The 16,978-nt window shown below is 65.1% G+C and carries 18 protein-coding genes and 1 riboswitch; of the genes, 6 read left to right on the top strand and 12 right to left on the bottom strand.

The window, feature by feature from the left end:
* Nucleotides 1-5: 5 nt before the first annotated feature.
* Nucleotides 6-344: a plastocyanin/azurin family copper-binding protein gene (locus RhoFasB10_RS18040; protein WP_068423264.1), complete on the bottom strand. Its 339-nt coding sequence runs from the start codon at nucleotides 342-344 to the stop codon at nucleotides 6-8.
* Between the two features lie 87 nt (nucleotides 345-431).
* On the opposite strand from RhoFasB10_RS18040, the gene RhoFasB10_RS18045 reads away from it, so the two are divergent.
* Nucleotides 432-854: a hypothetical protein gene (locus tag RhoFasB10_RS18045; protein WP_068423266.1), complete on the top strand. Its 423-nt coding sequence runs from the start codon at nucleotides 432-434 to the stop codon at nucleotides 852-854.
* A 108-nt stretch (nucleotides 855-962) separates the two neighbouring features.
* Here the strand turns inward: RhoFasB10_RS18045 and RhoFasB10_RS18050 are convergent, their stop codons facing one another.
* From RhoFasB10_RS18050 to RhoFasB10_RS18085, 8 genes are all read right to left on the bottom strand, one after another.
* Nucleotides 963-2,132, bottom strand: coding sequence for a Dyp-type peroxidase (locus tag RhoFasB10_RS18050; protein ID WP_167677748.1), 1,170 nt, complete (start codon nucleotides 2,130-2,132; stop codon nucleotides 963-965).
* On the bottom strand, nucleotides 2,125-2,595 hold the full coding sequence (locus RhoFasB10_RS18055; RefSeq protein WP_114331999.1) for a copper chaperone PCu(A)C: 471 nt from the start codon (nucleotides 2,593-2,595) through the stop codon (nucleotides 2,125-2,127). The genes RhoFasB10_RS18050 and RhoFasB10_RS18055 overlap by 8 nt, the downstream gene beginning before the upstream one ends.
* A 2-nt stretch (nucleotides 2,596-2,597) precedes the next feature.
* Nucleotides 2,598-3,980, bottom strand: coding sequence for a PepSY-associated TM helix domain-containing protein (locus tag RhoFasB10_RS18060; RefSeq protein ID WP_240931242.1), 1,383 nt, complete (start codon nucleotides 3,978-3,980; stop codon nucleotides 2,598-2,600).
* 107 nt (nucleotides 3,981-4,087) lie between these two features.
* Nucleotides 4,088-4,606 carry a hypothetical protein gene (locus RhoFasB10_RS18065; RefSeq protein ID WP_206031063.1) on the bottom strand — a complete coding sequence of 173 codons (519 nt, stop codon included), beginning with the start codon at nucleotides 4,604-4,606 and terminating at the stop codon, nucleotides 4,088-4,090.
* 26 nt (nucleotides 4,607-4,632) lie between these two features.
* Nucleotides 4,633-6,699 (bottom strand): FUSC family protein, encoded by a 2,067-nt coding sequence (locus RhoFasB10_RS18070; RefSeq protein ID WP_167677750.1) that lies wholly within the window; start codon nucleotides 6,697-6,699, stop codon nucleotides 4,633-4,635.
* Between the two features lie 18 nt (nucleotides 6,700-6,717).
* The gene (locus RhoFasB10_RS18075; protein WP_167677752.1) at nucleotides 6,718-8,010 is read right to left on the bottom strand and encodes a GAF domain-containing protein; all 1,293 of its coding nucleotides are present in this window, start codon (nucleotides 8,008-8,010) and stop codon (nucleotides 6,718-6,720) included.
* 61 nt (nucleotides 8,011-8,071) lie between these two features.
* Nucleotides 8,072-8,839 (bottom strand): acetoin reductase, encoded by a 768-nt coding sequence (locus RhoFasB10_RS18080; protein ID WP_167677754.1) that lies wholly within the window; start codon nucleotides 8,837-8,839, stop codon nucleotides 8,072-8,074.
* Nucleotides 8,836-9,891 carry a 2,3-butanediol dehydrogenase gene (locus tag RhoFasB10_RS18085; protein ID WP_167677756.1) on the bottom strand — a complete coding sequence of 352 codons (1,056 nt, stop codon included), beginning with the start codon at nucleotides 9,889-9,891 and terminating at the stop codon, nucleotides 8,836-8,838. The genes RhoFasB10_RS18080 and RhoFasB10_RS18085 overlap by 4 nt, the downstream gene beginning before the upstream one ends.
* A 125-nt stretch (nucleotides 9,892-10,016) precedes the next feature.
* A riboswitch (TPP riboswitch) is annotated at nucleotides 10,017-10,115 on the top strand.
* 41 nt (nucleotides 10,116-10,156) lie between these two features.
* On the opposite strand from RhoFasB10_RS18085, the gene tenA reads away from it, so the two are divergent.
* Genes tenA through RhoFasB10_RS18105 form a run of 4 tightly spaced genes read left to right on the top strand, consistent with a single transcriptional unit; the run spans nucleotide 10,157 to nucleotide 13,350 of the window.
* Nucleotides 10,157-10,834: a thiaminase II gene (gene tenA / locus RhoFasB10_RS18090; protein ID WP_240931244.1), complete on the top strand. Its 678-nt coding sequence runs from the start codon at nucleotides 10,157-10,159 to the stop codon at nucleotides 10,832-10,834.
* A gap of 20 nt (nucleotides 10,835-10,854) precedes the next feature.
* Nucleotides 10,855-11,835: an ABC transporter substrate-binding protein gene (locus tag RhoFasB10_RS18095; protein ID WP_346764421.1), complete on the top strand. Its 981-nt coding sequence runs from the start codon at nucleotides 10,855-10,857 to the stop codon at nucleotides 11,833-11,835.
* Entirely contained in the window at nucleotides 11,813-12,634 is an 822-nt protein-coding gene (locus RhoFasB10_RS18100) for an ABC transporter permease (protein ID WP_167677760.1), read from the top strand. Before RhoFasB10_RS18095 ends, RhoFasB10_RS18100 begins: the two co-directional genes overlap by 23 nt.
* Nucleotides 12,631-13,350, top strand: a complete 720-nt coding sequence (locus RhoFasB10_RS18105; protein ID WP_068423323.1) for an ABC transporter ATP-binding protein — start codon at nucleotides 12,631-12,633, stop codon at nucleotides 13,348-13,350. Before RhoFasB10_RS18100 ends, RhoFasB10_RS18105 begins: the two co-directional genes overlap by 4 nt.
* Here the strand turns inward: RhoFasB10_RS18105 and RhoFasB10_RS18110 are convergent, their stop codons facing one another.
* Together RhoFasB10_RS18110 and RhoFasB10_RS18115 are read right to left on the bottom strand one after the other, a co-directional pair.
* Nucleotides 13,351-14,508, bottom strand: a complete 1,158-nt coding sequence (locus RhoFasB10_RS18110) for an LCP family protein (protein ID WP_206031064.1) — start codon at nucleotides 14,506-14,508, stop codon at nucleotides 13,351-13,353.
* A gap of 96 nt (nucleotides 14,509-14,604) precedes the next feature.
* The gene (locus RhoFasB10_RS18115) at nucleotides 14,605-15,258 is read right to left on the bottom strand and encodes an NAD(P)H-dependent oxidoreductase (RefSeq protein ID WP_068423288.1); all 654 of its coding nucleotides are present in this window, start codon (nucleotides 15,256-15,258) and stop codon (nucleotides 14,605-14,607) included.
* Between the two features lie 60 nt (nucleotides 15,259-15,318).
* Between RhoFasB10_RS18115 and RhoFasB10_RS18120 the strand changes: the two genes are divergently transcribed.
* Nucleotides 15,319-15,690, top strand: coding sequence for a helix-turn-helix domain-containing protein (locus RhoFasB10_RS18120; protein WP_068423290.1), 372 nt, complete (start codon nucleotides 15,319-15,321; stop codon nucleotides 15,688-15,690).
* Here RhoFasB10_RS18120 and RhoFasB10_RS18125 read toward each other — a convergent pair.
* Nucleotides 15,687-16,007, bottom strand: coding sequence for a homoserine dehydrogenase (locus RhoFasB10_RS18125; protein WP_068423327.1), 321 nt, complete (start codon nucleotides 16,005-16,007; stop codon nucleotides 15,687-15,689). The two genes, RhoFasB10_RS18120 and RhoFasB10_RS18125, sit on opposite strands and share 4 nt — an antisense overlap.
* Nucleotides 16,008-16,978: the final 971 nt, after the last annotated feature.

Below are 16,978 nucleotides of genomic sequence, written 5' to 3' on the forward strand. Positions count from 1 at the left end.
GACCCTCAGGACTCGACGACGACGGTTCCCGTCATGTCGGGGTGCGGCGTGCAGTGGTACGTGAACGTTCCGGGCTCGGTGAACGTGTGCGTGAAGGTGTCCGACACCATCAGCGGACTACGGAAGGATCGGTCGTCGGCGACCACGTCGTGCGACATTCCCTTGTCGTCGAAGACCCAGGTGACGGTGTCGCCGACCCGGACGGTGATGGTCTGCGGCGAGTACGCACGATTCACGACGGTGACCTGATTCGGGTACTCCGGCGTCGGCGCCTCCTCGGCAGGCGACGAGCATCCGACGGCCGCGAGAAGAACAAGACCTACCAACGCACCTCGTGATCGCACGGCCCCACACTACCTACGACGCTCACCCCGCTGTCCGGTCGCGACCTCCGGTACCATCACCGCGTACTCACGACGGAGGTTCCATTCATGACGAAGCGACGTGCTCGTATCGCCGCTGTCCTTGTTTCTGCACTGATCGTGGTCGGGACCGCGTTGTTCGGAGCGGGGACGGCTCAGGCCAAGTTCTCGCAGGCCGGAGTGATCAGCCCGACGGTCGGCTTCGACCCCGCCGCGATCACCGAGTGGCGACCGGAACAGTTCTTCGTCAACCAGCAGATCTTCGTGCGCACCGATCCGTCGCTGCCCGGTCTCTCGGACTTCACGTTGAACGTCGGATGCAACTGCGCCATCAACTGGTTCAACCACACCACGCAGGTCGGCGGCGTCGCGTTCCCCGGGCCGCTGAACACCGGACCGATTCGCACGGGCTCGGGAGACGTGTCCGCCTGGGTCGAGATCCCGGGCGGATGGACGCTCCTCCGCGGCGCCGGAAACTGGTGGGTTCCCTGAGAGCGCTTCTCGGGTCGTTCCGCGGGCTCCACTCCTAGCGCGCTTCGCACCCGTGCGCGGATAGTCGGCCCCTGGGCCAACCAACCACGCACGGGCGGCGCAGCCGCACTACAGCATCCCCTCCCCCAGATACCCACCGTCGTCGACGCCCGCCGGGACAGCGAACACAGCTGATCCGACGGGCGTCGTCCATTCGTTCAACGCGTCGTGCTCGTCGAGTCGCATCTGCACGGGCAGGAACTGCCCGACGACGTCGCGTTGATACGCCGCGAAAATGAGCCCCGAATTACTGGACGACCCGCTCGTCGGCGGATCGTCGTAGTTGTAGGCGCGCCGGAAGAACCTCTCGCCGTCGTGGCGGTGCCGCGCCCGAGCGATGTGCGACGCAGGCGAGATCACCGGGACGCCGAACTTGTCGGTTGCCGCGAAATCGGCTGTGTCGTGCTCGAACTCACCGGTCAGCGGTGCGCCGGTATCCAGACGCCGTCCGACGGCGAACTCCCGTCCGCCACGGTCCAGTTCGTCCCACGTATCGAGTTCGACGGCGATCCTGCGCACCACCAGCGACGTTCCACCGGTGTCGTTCCAGACCAGAGCGTCGAAATCCGTTGTCGAACTTGGATTCTCCGTCCCGTCGACCTGGCCCATCAGGTTACGCATCGTCGTTCCCGACGCCTGCGAGCCCCGCGCGGACCGAAACCCGCGCTGCACCCACCTGGTCGACGCCATCGACCGCACGTTCTTCGTCAACACTCTCACCGCATGCGCGACGGGAACCGGATCGTCGGCGCACACCTGCAGAAGCAGATCGCCGTCGCTCCACCGAGGCTCGAGCCGATCGATCCCGAATCCCGGCAGCGGCGTCACCGGCGATGCGACACCGGCTGCCGTGAACGCACCCGGCCCGAGCCCGACCGTGACGGTCAGCCGCGACGGAGACTCCGCGAGTTCGGGTTCCGTGTCAGCAAGCGCGGGCAATCCCTGCGTCAGACGCGACGCGTCCGCGGTCCACATCCGCAGAATCGCGATGACGTCGTCACGGCCGGCACCGTCGTGAAGATCGAACGCGACGAACGTCCCGTGCGCCTGATGCGGAGTCGCAATCCCCGCCTGATGTTTCCCGTGAAACTGTACGACCTCTCCACCGAAAGCGACTTCGCCAGTCTCTCTTGACATTCCGTAGGCCGCAGCGCCCGCCGCACCGAGTGCGACGGCACCTCCCCCGAGGAGGCGCCGTCGACTGAATGCGTTGGAACGCTGTGGTGCTCGGTCAGCCACCGTAGTTTTCCTGCGCGCCCGCGAAATCGCGAACCTGCGCGGTGAAGGTTGTCGTCGAACCATCTTCGAACGTGAGGGTGATGTCGGTGTCGGCTCCCGGCGTGAGGGGTGACGTCACGTCCATCAGCATCAGGTGATCGCCACCTGCCTGCAGCACCTTCGTGTCGTCGCCTGCCACCGCGAAACCGCCCTCCTTCGGCTTCATGACCATCGAACCGTCCGCGCTCGCAACGACTTCGTGCAGTTCCATCATCGACGAGCTGCCCGTCGAGGCAGCGACGACGCGTACCTGATCGTCACCGGTGTTCTGAATCTCCGCGAACGCCGACGTCATTCCGGTGTCGGCCGCCTTGATCCAAGCTTCCCGCACGGTCACCGAATCCGCTTCGGTACGTGGCTCGTCGGCCCCACATCCTGCGACGAGAAGGGCACCGGCGAGAGCGGCGAAAGCTGTTCTGTACATGTTCATTTCGACTCCGAAGTCGTGGACGGTCGAAGCCCGGCCAGGGCATCGACGAGAAGGAAGGCGAGAAGGCTGATTCCGAGAAGCGGCACATACCAGCCGAGCACGAGAGCGGCTACGACCACCGCGACGACGTGTGCGCGCGGCAGGCCGCGAAGACCACCCCGCCTCGGCGGCCGGGCCGTCGGCCTGCGCTTCCACCACATGAGGTAACCCCGCACCACGACGGTCACCAACGCGAGCGCGAGCAACGCCAACACGATCTGATTCGCGACGCCGAACAGAATGCCCATGTGCAGCGCGATGCCCCACGCCGCCAGTTTCGCTGCGACGGGCCACTCGGCGAAGTCGTTGTCGTCAACGATCGCGTTCGTAGCGCCGTCGATTGCCACCGAACTCGTCGACAACGCGAACGGCTGCCGGGTCTGCGCGACGACGAAGGCAGTATCGGCCTCGGCCGGAATCGACACTTCGACCTTGCCGTCGATGCCATGCGACCGGGCGGTTCCGAGAACCGAATCGATGCGACCGACGTTCACATCGAGAATATCCCTCGAGACCTCGGAGACCGACATGTCATGTCCCGCATGGTCTCCCGCGGGCGCAGCGCCGCTTCCACCGATGGACGTGGCGGTGGCGGGCGTCGTCCAGCTCAGCGCCGACCGCAGGTCCGAGATGTTCTCGCCCGCGTACTTCGACCACGTGAGGCCGGTCGCGGACAGGAACACCAGCCCGACGGCGATCCAGAGGCCGATCGCCCCATGCCAGTTGCGCGTCCTGGCCCGGCCCGAGACCGAACGGTCGACGGTCAGCAGACGACCGCCGCGGCGGTGGCGTCGTACCCACAGGACGACGCCACCGAGCGCAACGATCCACATCCATGACGCGGCCAGTTCGCTGTAGATCCGGCCGGGTTCGCCTAGATGCAGGTGGCGGTGGAATTCGCTGATCCAGGTTCGCAGCGGTAGTGAGCTGCTGCTTCCGTACACGACCGACTGACCGACGGACTCCCCCGTCACCGGGTCCACGAAGACCGCGAGGCGTTTCGATTCGCCGAGGGACGGGTCGGTGAACAGGACACGGCTGGTCTCACCTGGTTTCGAGGCCGGCCGCACTGCGGCGACGGTCAGGTCGGGTCGTTCCGACTCCGCGGCGCGGACCTGCGCGGCGACGGACTGGGTCGGGCCCGTCGACTCGGTGGTCAGCAGTTCTCGGTACACGACGGATTCGATGGTGGGTGCGAGTGCGTAGAGGCCGCCGCTGAGTGCGGCGACGAGGATGAACGGTGCGATGAGGATGCCTGCGTAGAAGTGCAGCCTCATCACCAGAGAGGGCGCAGGTGGGGATGGGTCTTTCGTGCGTTCTTCGGCCACGACTGTGGACATGGGTGTGCTCGATTCGCTCGTCGACGAGAGCCGTCGAAAAGTGGATGTGGCAAAGCACGGCGGATCCCCGTCAGGGTGAATTGCCGCCGCTGAGGTGAAAGCTCGAATCAAGCAGCGACGGGTGGCCCACGCGTCCCGACGCCGGAACACGCCAGCAGTCGCAGGACGACGTCGGGACGGTATTCGGTGCGGTCCCGAGGACGCTCGTCCTCGACGGGAAGCACCACGCACAGCACCGGAAGGATGCGGCGAAGAACGGACAGCGCGTGACCGTGACCGAGGACGGCAGCACGAATCAACAACGCACACACCATGGTTGCGACGGCGTGTGCGGCCAGCATCGACGGCGTCAGCGACGTTCCGTGATGGTGCTCGCTCGCGATCGTCAGGACGGTGTGCCCGCACACCTGTCCGAGCGCGAGGACGGCCACCATCGGCACTCGGCCGGCCAGTACCGCCACGACACCACCGACAGCCGCACTGACGATCACGAGAAGGACGAGCGCGGATTCCGAGGGCATCATCGTGCCGCCGCCGACGCCGTGTGCGGCGATGCTCAGCGTCCCGGACGTAGCGCCGACGAACACGCCGCGGATGCGCGCGCGACCGTCGGGCCGGGATGTCATGCGGACACCCTACCGACAGCCGAGTGTCAGGCTCGCGTGAACACCTCACCCATCGTCCGGTTGAGCGTGCCGAGCGAGCGAACCACACTACGCACCGACCCCGATGTCGTCGTCGACGCGAGCATCACGTCCAGAGCCGAGGTCTCGGTCAGCTTCTCCGGCGGCTCGACCTGCTCACCGGACAGCGCGCGTTTGACGTCGTCGATCAGTGTCTTGGTGACGTCGGCGGCCTCGCGGAGTGCCTTCGCCGTCGCCTCGGACGGGGCACTGTCGCTCTGCGCGCGTGAGGCGGCCACGCCTGCGCGGGCGAGTGCATGCCCGGACCGGTTGCTGACCGTCATGATGCGCAGCAGACGCTTCGTGCCGCGCCTCGTCCGTGCCGTCGGACCCATCTCCAGTGGTTTCCCCGCAGTCACGAGTTCCTTGAGTGCGTTGTCGAGAGTGCGCATGTCGGCGACCAGATCGGTGTCCCGCCCTGGTTCGACGACCGATTCGATGCTCGAATCGACGATCGAGGACATCTGGTCGAGGTAGGTGTCGATCTTCTCGGTCATCGTCGATCGAGTGCCGGTGGACAGGATGAAGTAGGCCGACGCGATTCCGACGAGTCCGCCCGCGGCGGTCTCGTAGATACGCAGTTCGAGCACGTCGACGCTGAACGTTCCGAGCAGGCCGTACAGCATCGCGAGCATCACCGTGACGAAGAACGACAGCAGCGCGTAGGCGACGGTGACGAGGTAGAACGCGAAGAACACGCACACGACGAGCAGCGTCACCTGCAGCGGCTGGTTGTGGCCGACGAGCGCCGACAGGACGACGCCGGCGAGGACACCTGCAATGGTTCCGACGACGCGGTGGCCCGCGCGCGACAGGATCTCGCCGCGCGTCGACGCGCCGGTGAACACGAGGAAGGCCGTCAGGACGGCCCAGTACCAGCGGTCGGGCGAGATCAGCTCGCCGAGAATCGTCGCGGCGCTCGTCGCCACGGCCACCTGGATCGCGGCCTTGGTGCTCGGATTCATGCCGGTCTCGTCGTCGCGGCGCTCGTCGTCCTTCTTCGACGGTTCTGCCTCGGTCTTCAACGCGTTGCTGGTGATGTGGTGGATCGCGATGTGGGCTTGGACGGCGCGCATCGCGACGGTCGTCGCGACGCCGGCCTGGGTCGACGCGTCGGCCTTGTCCGCGGCTGCCGCGGCAAGGCGTCGCGCAGCACGCAAAGCTTCTTCCGACGGATGGTTCTGCAGACACGAACCCAGCGCGGTGAGCGCTTGCCCCAGCTGTTTGGGCCACTGTTTCTCGGGATCGAGCGCCCAGAGTGCGCTGACGAGTTGTTCGGTGGCGATCTGGGCGTCGAAGATACGCAGCGACAGATCGGCATTGGTGACGCTGAGCAGTCGAGCGGCGTCGTTGCGATCCAACCAGTCGTCGATCATCAGGGCAGTGCTGCCGAGCCGGTCCAGCCTCTTGCGTAGCAGTTCGATGTTGCGGTCCTTCTTGTTCGACGCGACCTCGAGCACGTCGATGCACGACGCGCGCAGCGCCCGCACCAACCGCTGGAGCTCCATCCGCGGCCGGTCGGGCAGGATCACCGTGCGCACGACGAGTGACACCGCAACGCCGACGACGATCGACGCGGCGAGCATCGGTATCTGACCGGGCGTCGCGCGCAGGAACAGGGCGAAGAAATAGCAGATGAACGCGACCATTCCGAGCGCAGTGCCACGCGGTCCGTACCGACGAACCCACACGGCCGCGAACAGAACGACGATGAATCCGACGTCGGCTATCTTCCCGAACTGCGACAGCACCGCCGACAGCGTGACCGCACCGATCGCGGGGAAAACGAGCAGAAGCGTCGTGACGACGCGGCTGCGTTGGTCCTTGTCCTTCACCGCCGCCGACGATTGCATCGCGACGACGGTGCCGATCATGGCGACGGTGATCGGCTGGCCGAGTGCCGCCGAGCTGGGCAGGAGCACCAGCATCGCAAGGACGACGGTGACGGTCGTCGCGGTCGCCGACCGCAGACGCAACCGACCGGGATCCGAGACGGCGAAAAATCGCGTGAGTGCGCTGCGCGCCCGTGCGTGCATAGTTGGACCGGAGACCGACTATTCGCGCACGGGCGCAGAGCGCCTCACAGCCGGCGCCGTCGAGTGCGGCAGCAACCGGCTCATGTCGTCCGGAAGGAGCAGGTCGACGACGACGGAATCGTCGAACCGATACGGCTGAGTCAGCAGTACGCCCGCCAGATGCTTTCGTAGACGCGACATCTCGGCGCGGACCGTGATCGCCCTACCGTCGTCGCCGAACAGGTCGGCGGCCATCTGCGCGGCAGTTCGCCCACCTCGGTACGTCGCGAGGAGGTACAGGATCTCCGCGTGCCGCGGCGTCGGCTCGTGTGTCCATTCGCCGACCTCGCTGCGAATTCGCACTCGGGTCTGCTGCTGCTGCCGTAGGTCGATCGTCACCGTCGTGGAATCGACAGTGTCGTCCCCCGAACCCGTCGGGCGTACGAGCCAGCCTCCGGGAAGCGGTTCGAAGTCGCACACACCGAGCTGCGGCATCCAGAACCGTCCCGCGCCGAGGTCCTCGGGCAGGAGAATGCGATTGCGCAGCGCCACGGATTCGACCGCAGCCACCCAGCCGTTGGAGTCGACAGCGAGCGCCGGCGCCTGCAGTCGTGCCAGCATCGGCGCTGCCACCGAGCGGAGACGGTCGAGATGCTGCCGATGATGTTCGCGCAGTTGCGATTCCGCGAGACGCGCAATGGCGTCGACGAGAGCCAGTGTCGTCGGATGTACCGTGCTCGCCGGACCGCTGACGTCGACGGCGCCGATGACGTGCCCGGTGCGTGGATCCTTGATCGGCGCACCCGCGCACGTCCACGGATGATGGCTGCGCACATAGTGTTCCGCGGAGAAGATCTGTACGGCACGCCTGGACACGAGGGCGGTACCGATCGCGTTGGTACCGACGGAATCCTCCGCCCAACTGGCGCCTTCGACGAATCCGAGACCGTCGGCACGACCGAGGACCGACGTGGATCCGCTGCGCCACAGGACGCGTCCGTGCCGATCGGCGACGACGAGAATGTTGTCGCCGTCCTGGACGACCGACTCGAGTCCCCGGCCGAGGTCGTCGAGGATGTCGAACAAACCCGATTCCCGACGGCTCAGTTCGAGATCGGACGTGTCGATCTGCGGCGACTGCACGCTGACCTTCTCGGGGTCGATACCGAGTGTCCGTAGCCGCCGCCAGGAATCACCGATGACTTCCCGCGGGCGCGCGGGCGACTTGCCGCCGGTCATGGTCGCGTCGTACACCGCACTGAGAATCTGCGCGTAGCGGCGCGGATCCTCGCCGGCCGCCAGCGCAGGTTCTGGTCCTGTCGACTGTGTCATCACCGGCAATTGTGCGCCAGCTCACAAACCGATGTAAAGCCAGGGCCGTCGAATGCACACCTCATCGATAGACGAGACCGCCGTCGATCAGCGGTGCCTGCCCGGTCATGTAGTCCGAATCCGGGCCTGCCAGGTAGGACACGAATGCCGCGACGTCGTCGGGCGTCTGCGCGCGTCCGAGCGCGATGCCGCCGACGAACTTGTCGTAGGTCTCGCCTTCTTTCGCACCGGTGAGCTCGGCGAAGCGCTTGTCGATGGTCACCCACATGTCGGTGCCGACGACGCCGGGGCAATAGGCATTGACGGCGATCCCGTCCGACGCGTATTCCTTCGCCGCGGCCTGGGTCAGCGCGCGCACCGCGAATTTCGTTGCGCTGTAGACGCCCAGCATCGCGAATCCGTCGTGTCCGGCGATCGACGACGCGTTGACGATCTTGCCCTTCTGCTTCAGCGTCCTGAATTTCGCTGCAGCGGCCTGAATTCCCCACAGAACACCGTCGACGTTGACGGCGAAGATGTTCTTCGTGTCCTCGGGGCGAACGTCGTCGAGCGGCGCGACCTGTGCGATACCCGCGTTGTTGACGATGACGTCGAATCCGCCGAGTTCCTCGTGCGCATGATCGACCGCCGCGAACACCTGATCGCGATCGGTCACGTCGGCGACGAAAGTCGTTGCCCGACGCCCGATGTCACGAACCTCCTGCGCGACGGCGTCGATCTTGTCCGATGCCACGTCGACGAGCGCGATGTCGTGCCCGTCGCGGGCGAGGCGAAGTGCGATGCCGCGGCCGATTCCCTGACCGGCTCCGGTGACGAGTGCGACTGTCATTTCTCTCCTTCGGCTGGAGTTACCAGAACCTTCATCTTGTTACCCGCGTGCAGTGCCTCGAAACCGTCCTCGACCACGCCGTCGAGCGCGATCTTGTCCACCCATCCGGTCGTGTCGTACTGCCCGCGTGCCATCAGATCGATGACGGCGTCGTAGTCGGCCGAGGTGTAGCAGAGCGAACCTTGGATGCGAGATTCGTTCATGACGAGCTTCTGAAGCGTTGTGGTCAAGGGCTTTTCGTAGATCGCGACGCTGACCAGCGGCTTGCGCGCACCGATGCAACTCAGTGCCGTCTCGACGGCCGGTTGCACACCGGCTGCGTCGTAGATCGCGTCGGCGCCGCGACCGTCCGTGGTGTCGGCGATGAACGCAGGCACGTCGAGTGTCGTGGGATCGAGCGTCTTCGCGCCGAGCGCTTCGATCGATGCGCGACGCGTCGGCGACGGCTCGACCACGTACACGTCGTCGAGTCCTTTGCCGCGCAGCGCAAACCACAGTCCGATCCCGATCGGCCCTGCACCGAACACCATCGCGGTGTCGTCGGGCGTCGGGTCGCCGAGCGTTGCGGCATGGAACGCGACGGACATCGGCTCCACGAGCGCGCCCAGTTCGAGCGAAACATTGTCGGGCAGCTGGTGAATCATGTTCGACGGCACCACCGTGTATTCGGCCATCCCGCCGTCGGACATCAGTCCGTGGAATCCGATGTGCTGACAGATGTTGTAGTTGCCGGCTTTGCACGGACCGCAGTGGCCGCACCGGTAGAGCGGCTCGATGGCGACGCGGTCACCGATCTTCGCATTTCTGACTCCGGCGCCCACCTCGGTGACCGTTCCGGAGAACTCGTGCCCGAGCACCAGCGGCAACTGCTGATGCGTCAGCGGATGCGGTTCGGTAGGAACGAAGATCGGACCGGCGTAGTACTCGTGCAGGTCGGTACCGCAGATGCCGTTGAACCCGACTCGAACCTTCACCTCACCTTCACGGGGCGAAGGCTCGGGCACATCGGCGATCTCCACCTTGTTCGGACCGTAGTAGACGGCAGCGCGCATCGGTTCACTCCTCACCGGTTGATTCGATGAACACATGTCTATGTGACCTGACCCACAAGCGACAGGGTTGCAGCCCGTTGCAGTCCTTCGATCGCCCGGTCGGCGGATGGTGCTATGGTCGGCGTTGTTCTGACACGGGGTGCGTCCTACCTGAGGATGCTGAGATCACACCCGTCGAACCTGATGCAGTTAATGCTGACGAAGGGATGTCAAGGCGATGGTTACGCCTGTGCACTCGGCGGATTCTGTCCGCCACACGGACCGCATGTGGGACGCAACAAGCTCGTTGCGCACCGCTATCGACGGACTCGAGTTCCTCGAGCAGCTCGGTCACGGAACGTTGCCGCTCGACGCGTTCCGCTTCTACATCGAGCAGGACCGGCTCTACCTGGCCGGATACACCAAGGCGCTGGCCATTCTCGCATCGCGGGCGCCCGACGCGACCACGGCCGCGTTCTGGGCGACATCGGCGGCCAGCGCTGTCGACGAGGCATCTCTGCACGAACAACTGTTGTCCGGCAGTGCGCTCCCTCCGTCGGACGCGCGCGTCGAGCATTCACCGACGTGCCTCGGCTACACCTCCTACCTGATCGCCACTGCAGCCACCGAGCCGTATCCGGTCGCGGCCGCAGCAATTCTGCCGTGCTTCTGGATCTACGCCGATGTGGCGGCGCGGTTGGCGGGTGCAGCACAGGACGTGCTGGCACGGGATCCCGAGCACCCGTACGCCCGATGGGTGTCGACGTACGATTCCGACGAGTTCCGCGACATCGTCTCCGCCGCAAGAACTCTCGTCGACGAGGCGGCCGATGGAGCGACCGAGGCACAGCGCGAGGCAATGGTCGACGCGTTCGTGATCGCCACTCGATACGAGCTGTCGTTCTGGGACACAGCCTTGCATCCGACGCCGTGGTCGCACTCGCGATCGGCGGTGGCGTTGTGAAAAAGCTTCTTGCACTTGCTGTGTCGGCCGTGTCTATCGCGGGACTCACCGCGTGCGCACAGTCGAACGATTCCGACACGATCCGGTTCGCACTCGACTGGACACCGAACACCAACCACACCGGACTGTACGTTGCGCTGCAGGAAGGCTACTTCGCCGACGCCGGTCTCGACGTCGAGGTGCTGCCCTACAACAACACCTCGCCCGACACGCTCGTCGATTCGGGCAACGCCGAATTCGGCATCAGCACGCAGAGTTCGACGGCGTTCGCGAAAGCCGCAGGCGCACAGATCGTCTCGGTGCTCGCACCGCTGCAGCACTGGGCGACGGGCATCGGAGTCAAGGCCGATCGCGACGACGTCCCGAGCCCGAAGGCGTTGGACGGAAAGACGTACGCGGGCTTCGGTGACACCGGCGAGCAGGCGACGCTGAGGCAGGTCGTGCGGAACGACGGCGGCGCGGGCGACTACGAGACCGTCGTGCTCGGCACATCCGCCTACGAAGCCGTCTACTCCGGCACCGCCGACTTCACCGTGTCCTACTTCGCGTGGGAAGGCATCGAGGCCGAGCACAGCGGCACGCCGATGAAGTACTTCGACTACACCGACTACGGATTTCCCGACGCGTACGCGATCACCATCAGCGGCAACGAGAACTGGCTGGCCGACAACCCCGACGAGGCGAGAAAGTTCGTCCAGGCGTTGCAGCGCGGCTATCAACTCGCAGCCGACGATCCGCACCGCGCCGCACAGGACGTCATCGACGCCAACCCCGGCGCGTTCACCGACGAGAACCTCGTGTTCGAGAGCCAACAGATGCTCGCCGACAGTTACATGAAGGACGCGTCGGGAACCGTGGGCACGCAGAACCTCGAGAAATGGGCGGCCTACTCGAAGTTCCTCTACGACGACGGTGTTCTCGTCGACGAGTCCGGCGCGCCGCTGACGTCGGAACCCGATTGGTCGACGTACTTCACCGATGACTACCTCGCCGATCAGTAGCACAGCCGAGTCGTCGTCACCCCGTGCCCGACGGGTCCTGACGCTCGTTCGGTGGGCGCTGCCGTCGGCGACGATCGTCGTCGTGCTGGTCGCCGCATGGCAGATCTACGTCTCGGTCTCCGGCATCAGGCCGCAGGTGCTGCCGTCGCCGACACGGATCCTGACGCAGGGCTGGGCACATCGCGACGCGATCGCGACGAACGCCGCAGCCACGCTGCAGGTCACGATCGTCGGATTCGCGGTGTCGCTCGTCGTGGCCTGGGTTCTGGCTGTGGCCGTCGACTTCTCGCCGTGGCTGCGCCGGGCCGTCGTCCCGCTGTTCGTGGTGTCGCAGACGTTGCCGATCATCGCCATCGCGCCGCTGCTCATCATCTGGTTCGGATTCGGACTGCTCCCGAAGATCCTCGTCATCGCGCTGGCAACGTTCTTCCCGATGGCCATCGGTTTGATCGAAGGCTTCGCCGCCACCGACCGCGACGCCCGTTCACTGCTGGCCAGTATGGGCGCGAGTCGGTGGCAGCAGTTCCGCTACGTGCGACTGCCGTCGGCGATGCCCCGGTTCTTCACAGCACTGCGTATCGGCATCACGTACGCGGTCGTCGGCGCGATCTTCGCCGAATATGCCGGCGCCAGTGCAGGACTCGGCATCTACATGGCCCAGCAGAAGAACTCGTTCCGCACCGATCTCGTATTGGCCGCAGTGGTCGTGACGGCCGTCATCAGCGTCGCACTGTTCCTGCTCACGTACGCCGTCGAACGCGTCGTCGCGCCGTGGGCGCTGGATCGGAGGACGTCATGACGCATGTGCACCTGTCCGGTCTGACGAAGTCCTTCGGCGACCGCACCGTTCTCGACGGCGTCGATTTCGATGTGGCACAGGGAGAATTCGTGTCGGTCATCGGCCCGAGCGGATCCGGTAAGAGCACGATCTTCAACGTCATCGCCGGGCTGGATACGCCGGACTCGGGAATCGTCGACGCGCCGACCTGCGCGTACATGCCACAGAAGGACCTGCTGTTCCCGTGGCGGTCGGCGCTGGAGAACACCACCCTCGGCCTCGAAGTCCAAGGCGTCGACAAGAAAGACGCTCGCCGACGCGCACGCGAGCTGTTCCCGATCTTCGGACTGGGTGGGTACGAGAACGCCCGTCCCGCCGAGATGTCCGGTGGCATGCGGCAACGCGCAGCCCTGCTGCGGACCGTCGTGCAGGGCCGTGAGGTTCTCCTGTTGGACGAACCGTTCGGCGCACTCGACTCGTTGACGCGGACGACGATGCAGGGCTGGCTGCAGAACGTCTGGCTGCAGTACCGGTGGACCGTACTGATGATCACACACGACATTCGCGAAGCGGTCTATCTCTCGGATCGCGTGATCGTGTTGTCGGACAAGCCTACTCGCGTGCGCCGCCAGGTAGAGGTGCCGCTCGCCAGACCGCGCGCGCTCGACGTCGTCACGTCGCCGGAGTTCGCGAAGGTCGAGTCCGAGCTGATGGACGTGTTGATCAGTTCGTACTGATCAGTCGACGCACGGGATGTTGCCGTCCACCTGCACGCCGACGGCAGGCGGGTCGTCGACCTCGGTCGTCGGAACCGCTTCGGGCGCAGGGGTTTCGGCTGTGGCGGCAGGTTCCTCGGGTGCGGGATCGAGAATTCGCGCGGTCTCCGAGCGCAAGCGATCGACGTCGACGATGTTCACGTCCTGGCCGTCGATCGTCTCGTAGCCTTCGACGGGAAGTGTGAAGAAGTCGATCTCCCCGTCGACGATGCTGCCGGCCTGCGAGACGAGTGAGACCGGATCGAGGTCTTTGTCGATGACGATGTCCTGCTTCGTCCCAGCGACGAGAGCGCGCAGTTCCCCGAGATTGCCGAGAATGCCGGATTCCTTCAGTTTCGACATGACTCCGGCGACGAACGCCTGCTGACGGCGAGTGCGGTCCAGGTCGCCGTCGACCAGGCCATGGCGTTGCCGCACGAACGACAATGCTTGCGACGCATCGAGAGTCTGGGTGCCTGCCGGGAAGCGTGCACCCGAATACTCGTCGTCGACGGCGTCGTTGAGGCACACCGGGATCGGACCGACGGCGTTGGCGATGTCGTAGAAGCCGAGCAGGTTGACTTCCGCGAAATGATCGATCGGGACCTGCAACAAGCGCTGCACTGCCTGGAGCGTGGAGCGACGGCCCTCCTCGCGCGCCTGCCGTTCACGAGACGCCGGATCGGTCACACCCTCGTCGAACAGCGCGGAGTCGGCGTCTGCCTTCGCCAACCCGTAGGCCTCCTTGATCTTTCGCTTACCGTAGCCGGGTACATCGACGTAGTCGTCCCGTGGGATCGAGATCGCCTTCGCCCGACCACCGTCGCCCGGGAGATGCAGGAGGAGAAGCGTATTGGTGTTGTAGCCGCCGACGTCGCTGTCTCCGGCATGAAGCTCATCGGTGACGAACGACGGCGGAAGGTCGTTGCCGTCCATGTCTTTTCGACTGTCGAGTCCGATGAGCAGGATGTTGGTGTCTTCGCCGTTCAGGCTCGGATCGTTGTCCGGGAGCTCCGCCAGAGCGTTCGACGTCGTCAGTCCCGTCGTCGCCTCTCGATACACTGCCCACCCGACACCGCTGACGACCAGTGACGACACCGCGGCCAGGCCTACCAACCCACGACTGGCGTGAACGAGCAAGCGCCGTGTATGGGTCGCACGATGGCGGCCGGCCGACACTCGATGTCGCCCGGCTTTTCGAGAACGGCCGGTCCCATCGAGAAGCACTCGACGAGGTTAACCGAGACCGCGCCCCAGGGTGGCCGCGAGGTCAGCGACGGCCGCCCTGGCCGAGGCAAGCGAGTCCTGTGCCTGCGGAATCAACGAGCTCATCGCCGGCACCCGGGCCGCGAGTGTGAGGTCGACGAGTACGACGTGCACCTGCATCCCGAGCGCTGTGCCCAGCACCTGCTGCAGCTGCGGAACGGTGTGGTCGGCACCTTCGTCCGGAGTGCCTGGGCCGTATTGGTTCCCACGGCTCGACACGACGACGACATGCTTGCCTTCGAGCGGCCGCGTGGGTGCATCGAACGGAACGGTGATCCCGGGAACGTGGATGTAGTCGATCCACGCCTTGAGAGTCGACGGCACCGACCAGTTGTACATCGGTGCTCCGATGACGACGACGTCCGCCGAGACCACCTCGTCGATCAATTCCTTCTGCAGCGCTTCGGCTTCGGGTGGCGCTACTTCCTCCGCCGTGCGCAGATGCGGCGCCCAGTGCAAGGCGGACGTCGGAAGATGCGGCAGTGCATCGCGATGCAGGTCGCGGTAGATGACCGAATGGTCGGCACCGAGGGAATGCCATACGTCCGAGAAATGAGCGGTGACCGCCCGGCTCACCGAATGACTCAGGTCGGCAGACGAATCGAGATGCAGCAACTGCGGCACGGACGGCTCCTTGATCCGGGGGTAGGTAACTACAGACTATGCCCAGTAGTCTTCCCGCTTATGGATCACCGGTACATCGCGAGCGCATTGTCGGCCGAGGATTCACGCGCAGTCGACGCCGTGGTTGCCGGGCTGGACGGTCGAACCCCCGACATCGCTGTCGACGGTGTCTCACTCGACATCGACGAGCCTGCGCGACGCGCCGTCGTCGAACTGCTCCGGCAGCTCGCGTCGGGAACCGCGGTCACCGTAGGACCCGTCGGCGAATTGCTGACGACGTCTCAGGCCGCCGAGATCCTGGGTGTCTCGGACACGTACGTGCGCAGGCTGGCCGACGCAGGCGACCTCGCCATCGAAATGCGCGGCACACACCGCAGATTCAAGCTCGAGGACCTCGTACGGCTGCGTGAGAAGTTCAAACGCGACCGCTAGCCCGCCTCCCGCCCGAGCAATCCGGATTGCAGGGTCAGGAGGTCACGGAATGCCTCGCCCGACGCCCGCCACAGCTGTTCACCGTCGATGTAATCGACGCCCAACAGGTTGACGTCGCCTCGAAATGCGCCGACGTCGACCGACAGCTTGCGCACGATGGCCGACACGTCGCGATCCAGGTAGCCGGAATCCGAACGTTCGAGTTCACGGAACCGCGCTGAGAAATGGTCTGCAGAGATGCGCCGGTCGACGAACTGAGCCACCAGGATCACGAATCGCGACGCGTGCAACGACGGAGAACGAAACGATTGCTCCACGACACTGCCTTCCCCGGTCGACGACCCCATTCATCGCCGCCATCGAATCTCGTCGGTTCGAATCGAGGACAAGGGGCGTGCACGGACCGCGACGACGTCGTCGGTTCGCGGTGATCGAGGGGTGTCGACGATTCGGTTCTTTCATTATTCGGAACTTCACCCACGATAACGACGTGAAACCGACCCGAAGCCCGTTACCACGGATCCTATGACCGATCACAACACACTGCGCGCGACAGTTGTGAGGGGCCGTCACGATGGCAATTAATTCGGTGGCGCGCGGTGGCGCGTCTGTCGCATGATGGTCAGCGTCACGAACCGAGGCGGCCGCGAAAGGAGTGGGACTATGACGGTATCTGCCAACGATGTTGTCGTTCCGCGTATTTCGCGTGGCGACGCGCCCGTTCTCTTCATCTAGCGAATTCGATTTCGCTTTCTTTTCACCGCCTGCAGTGATGCTCGTCGAGCTCTGCAGCGTGCGGTCATGCTGTCATGCAAGGAGTTCACCTGTACGTGTACGAAAACTTGGTTCGTGACCACGAACTGAGAGTTGCGAAGTCACTCGAACGATACGAGCTCAGGAAACACGGGAGGTCCAGAACGTCGTCCGACGGCCTGGCGCTCTTCGCCGCTGCCCGACGGCTCGTCGCCAGCACCGGCCGGCCGCCCTCGGCATCGATGGTCCGTGGCAGCGGTTAGACGGGGTGGATGGTTCATTCATGCTGCTTGCCGGCGGGGGTGTTCGCGTGAATGGTGCATTCATACGATCTGTCAGCGTGGATGGTTCATTCATGCTGCCGCTCCGCCGTCGCCGCGGCCGGTGAGGGTATGGATGGTCCGTGGCAGTGACGGCGCTCATCGAAATTCATCACTGACGCTCACTGAAATTCATCACCCGTGTGGCACCGCCAACGAGGGCGGGTCTCCAACGAAGCTGATGGTCTCTGACCACGCACCAGCTACTCGAAGGA

This window comes from Rhodococcus sp. B10, from assembly GCF_011770055.1.
Lineage (GTDB): Bacteria > Actinomycetota > Actinomycetes > Mycobacteriales > Mycobacteriaceae > Rhodococcoides > Rhodococcoides kyotonensis_B.

What these genes read in the sequence shown, in the direction of transcription:
- RhoFasB10_RS18045 (WP_068423266.1), top strand. Translation starts at nt 432, where the DNA reads ATGACGAAGCGACGTGCTCGTATCGCCGCTGTCCTTGTTTCTGCACTG.
- RhoFasB10_RS18055 (WP_114331999.1), bottom strand. Translation starts at nt 2,595, where the DNA reads ATGTACAGAACAGCTTTCGCCGCTCTCGCCGGTGCCCTTCTCGTCGCA.
- RhoFasB10_RS18060 (WP_240931242.1), bottom strand. Translation starts at nt 3,980, where the DNA reads ATGTCCACAGTCGTGGCCGAAGAACGCACGAAAGACCCATCCCCACCT.
- RhoFasB10_RS18065 (WP_206031063.1), bottom strand. Translation starts at nt 4,606, where the DNA reads ATGACATCCCGGCCCGACGGTCGCGCGCGCATCCGCGGCGTGTTCGTC.
- RhoFasB10_RS18070 (WP_167677750.1), bottom strand. Translation starts at nt 6,699, where the DNA reads ATGCACGCACGGGCGCGCAGCGCACTCACGCGATTTTTCGCCGTCTCG.
- RhoFasB10_RS18075 (WP_167677752.1), bottom strand. Translation starts at nt 8,010, where the DNA reads ATGACACAGTCGACAGGACCAGAACCTGCGCTGGCGGCCGGCGAGGAT.
- RhoFasB10_RS18080 (WP_167677754.1), bottom strand. Translation starts at nt 8,839, where the DNA reads ATGACAGTCGCACTCGTCACCGGAGCCGGTCAGGGAATCGGCCGCGGC.
- RhoFasB10_RS18085 (WP_167677756.1), bottom strand. Translation starts at nt 9,891, where the DNA reads ATGCGCGCTGCCGTCTACTACGGTCCGAACAAGGTGGAGATCGCCGAT.
- tenA (WP_240931244.1), top strand. Translation starts at nt 10,157, where the DNA reads ATGTGGGACGCAACAAGCTCGTTGCGCACCGCTATCGACGGACTCGAG.
- RhoFasB10_RS18100 (WP_167677760.1), top strand. Translation starts at nt 11,813, where the DNA reads ATGACTACCTCGCCGATCAGTAGCACAGCCGAGTCGTCGTCACCCCGT.
- RhoFasB10_RS18105 (WP_068423323.1), top strand. Translation starts at nt 12,631, where the DNA reads ATGACGCATGTGCACCTGTCCGGTCTGACGAAGTCCTTCGGCGACCGC.
- RhoFasB10_RS18120 (WP_068423290.1), top strand. Translation starts at nt 15,319, where the DNA reads ATGGATCACCGGTACATCGCGAGCGCATTGTCGGCCGAGGATTCACGC.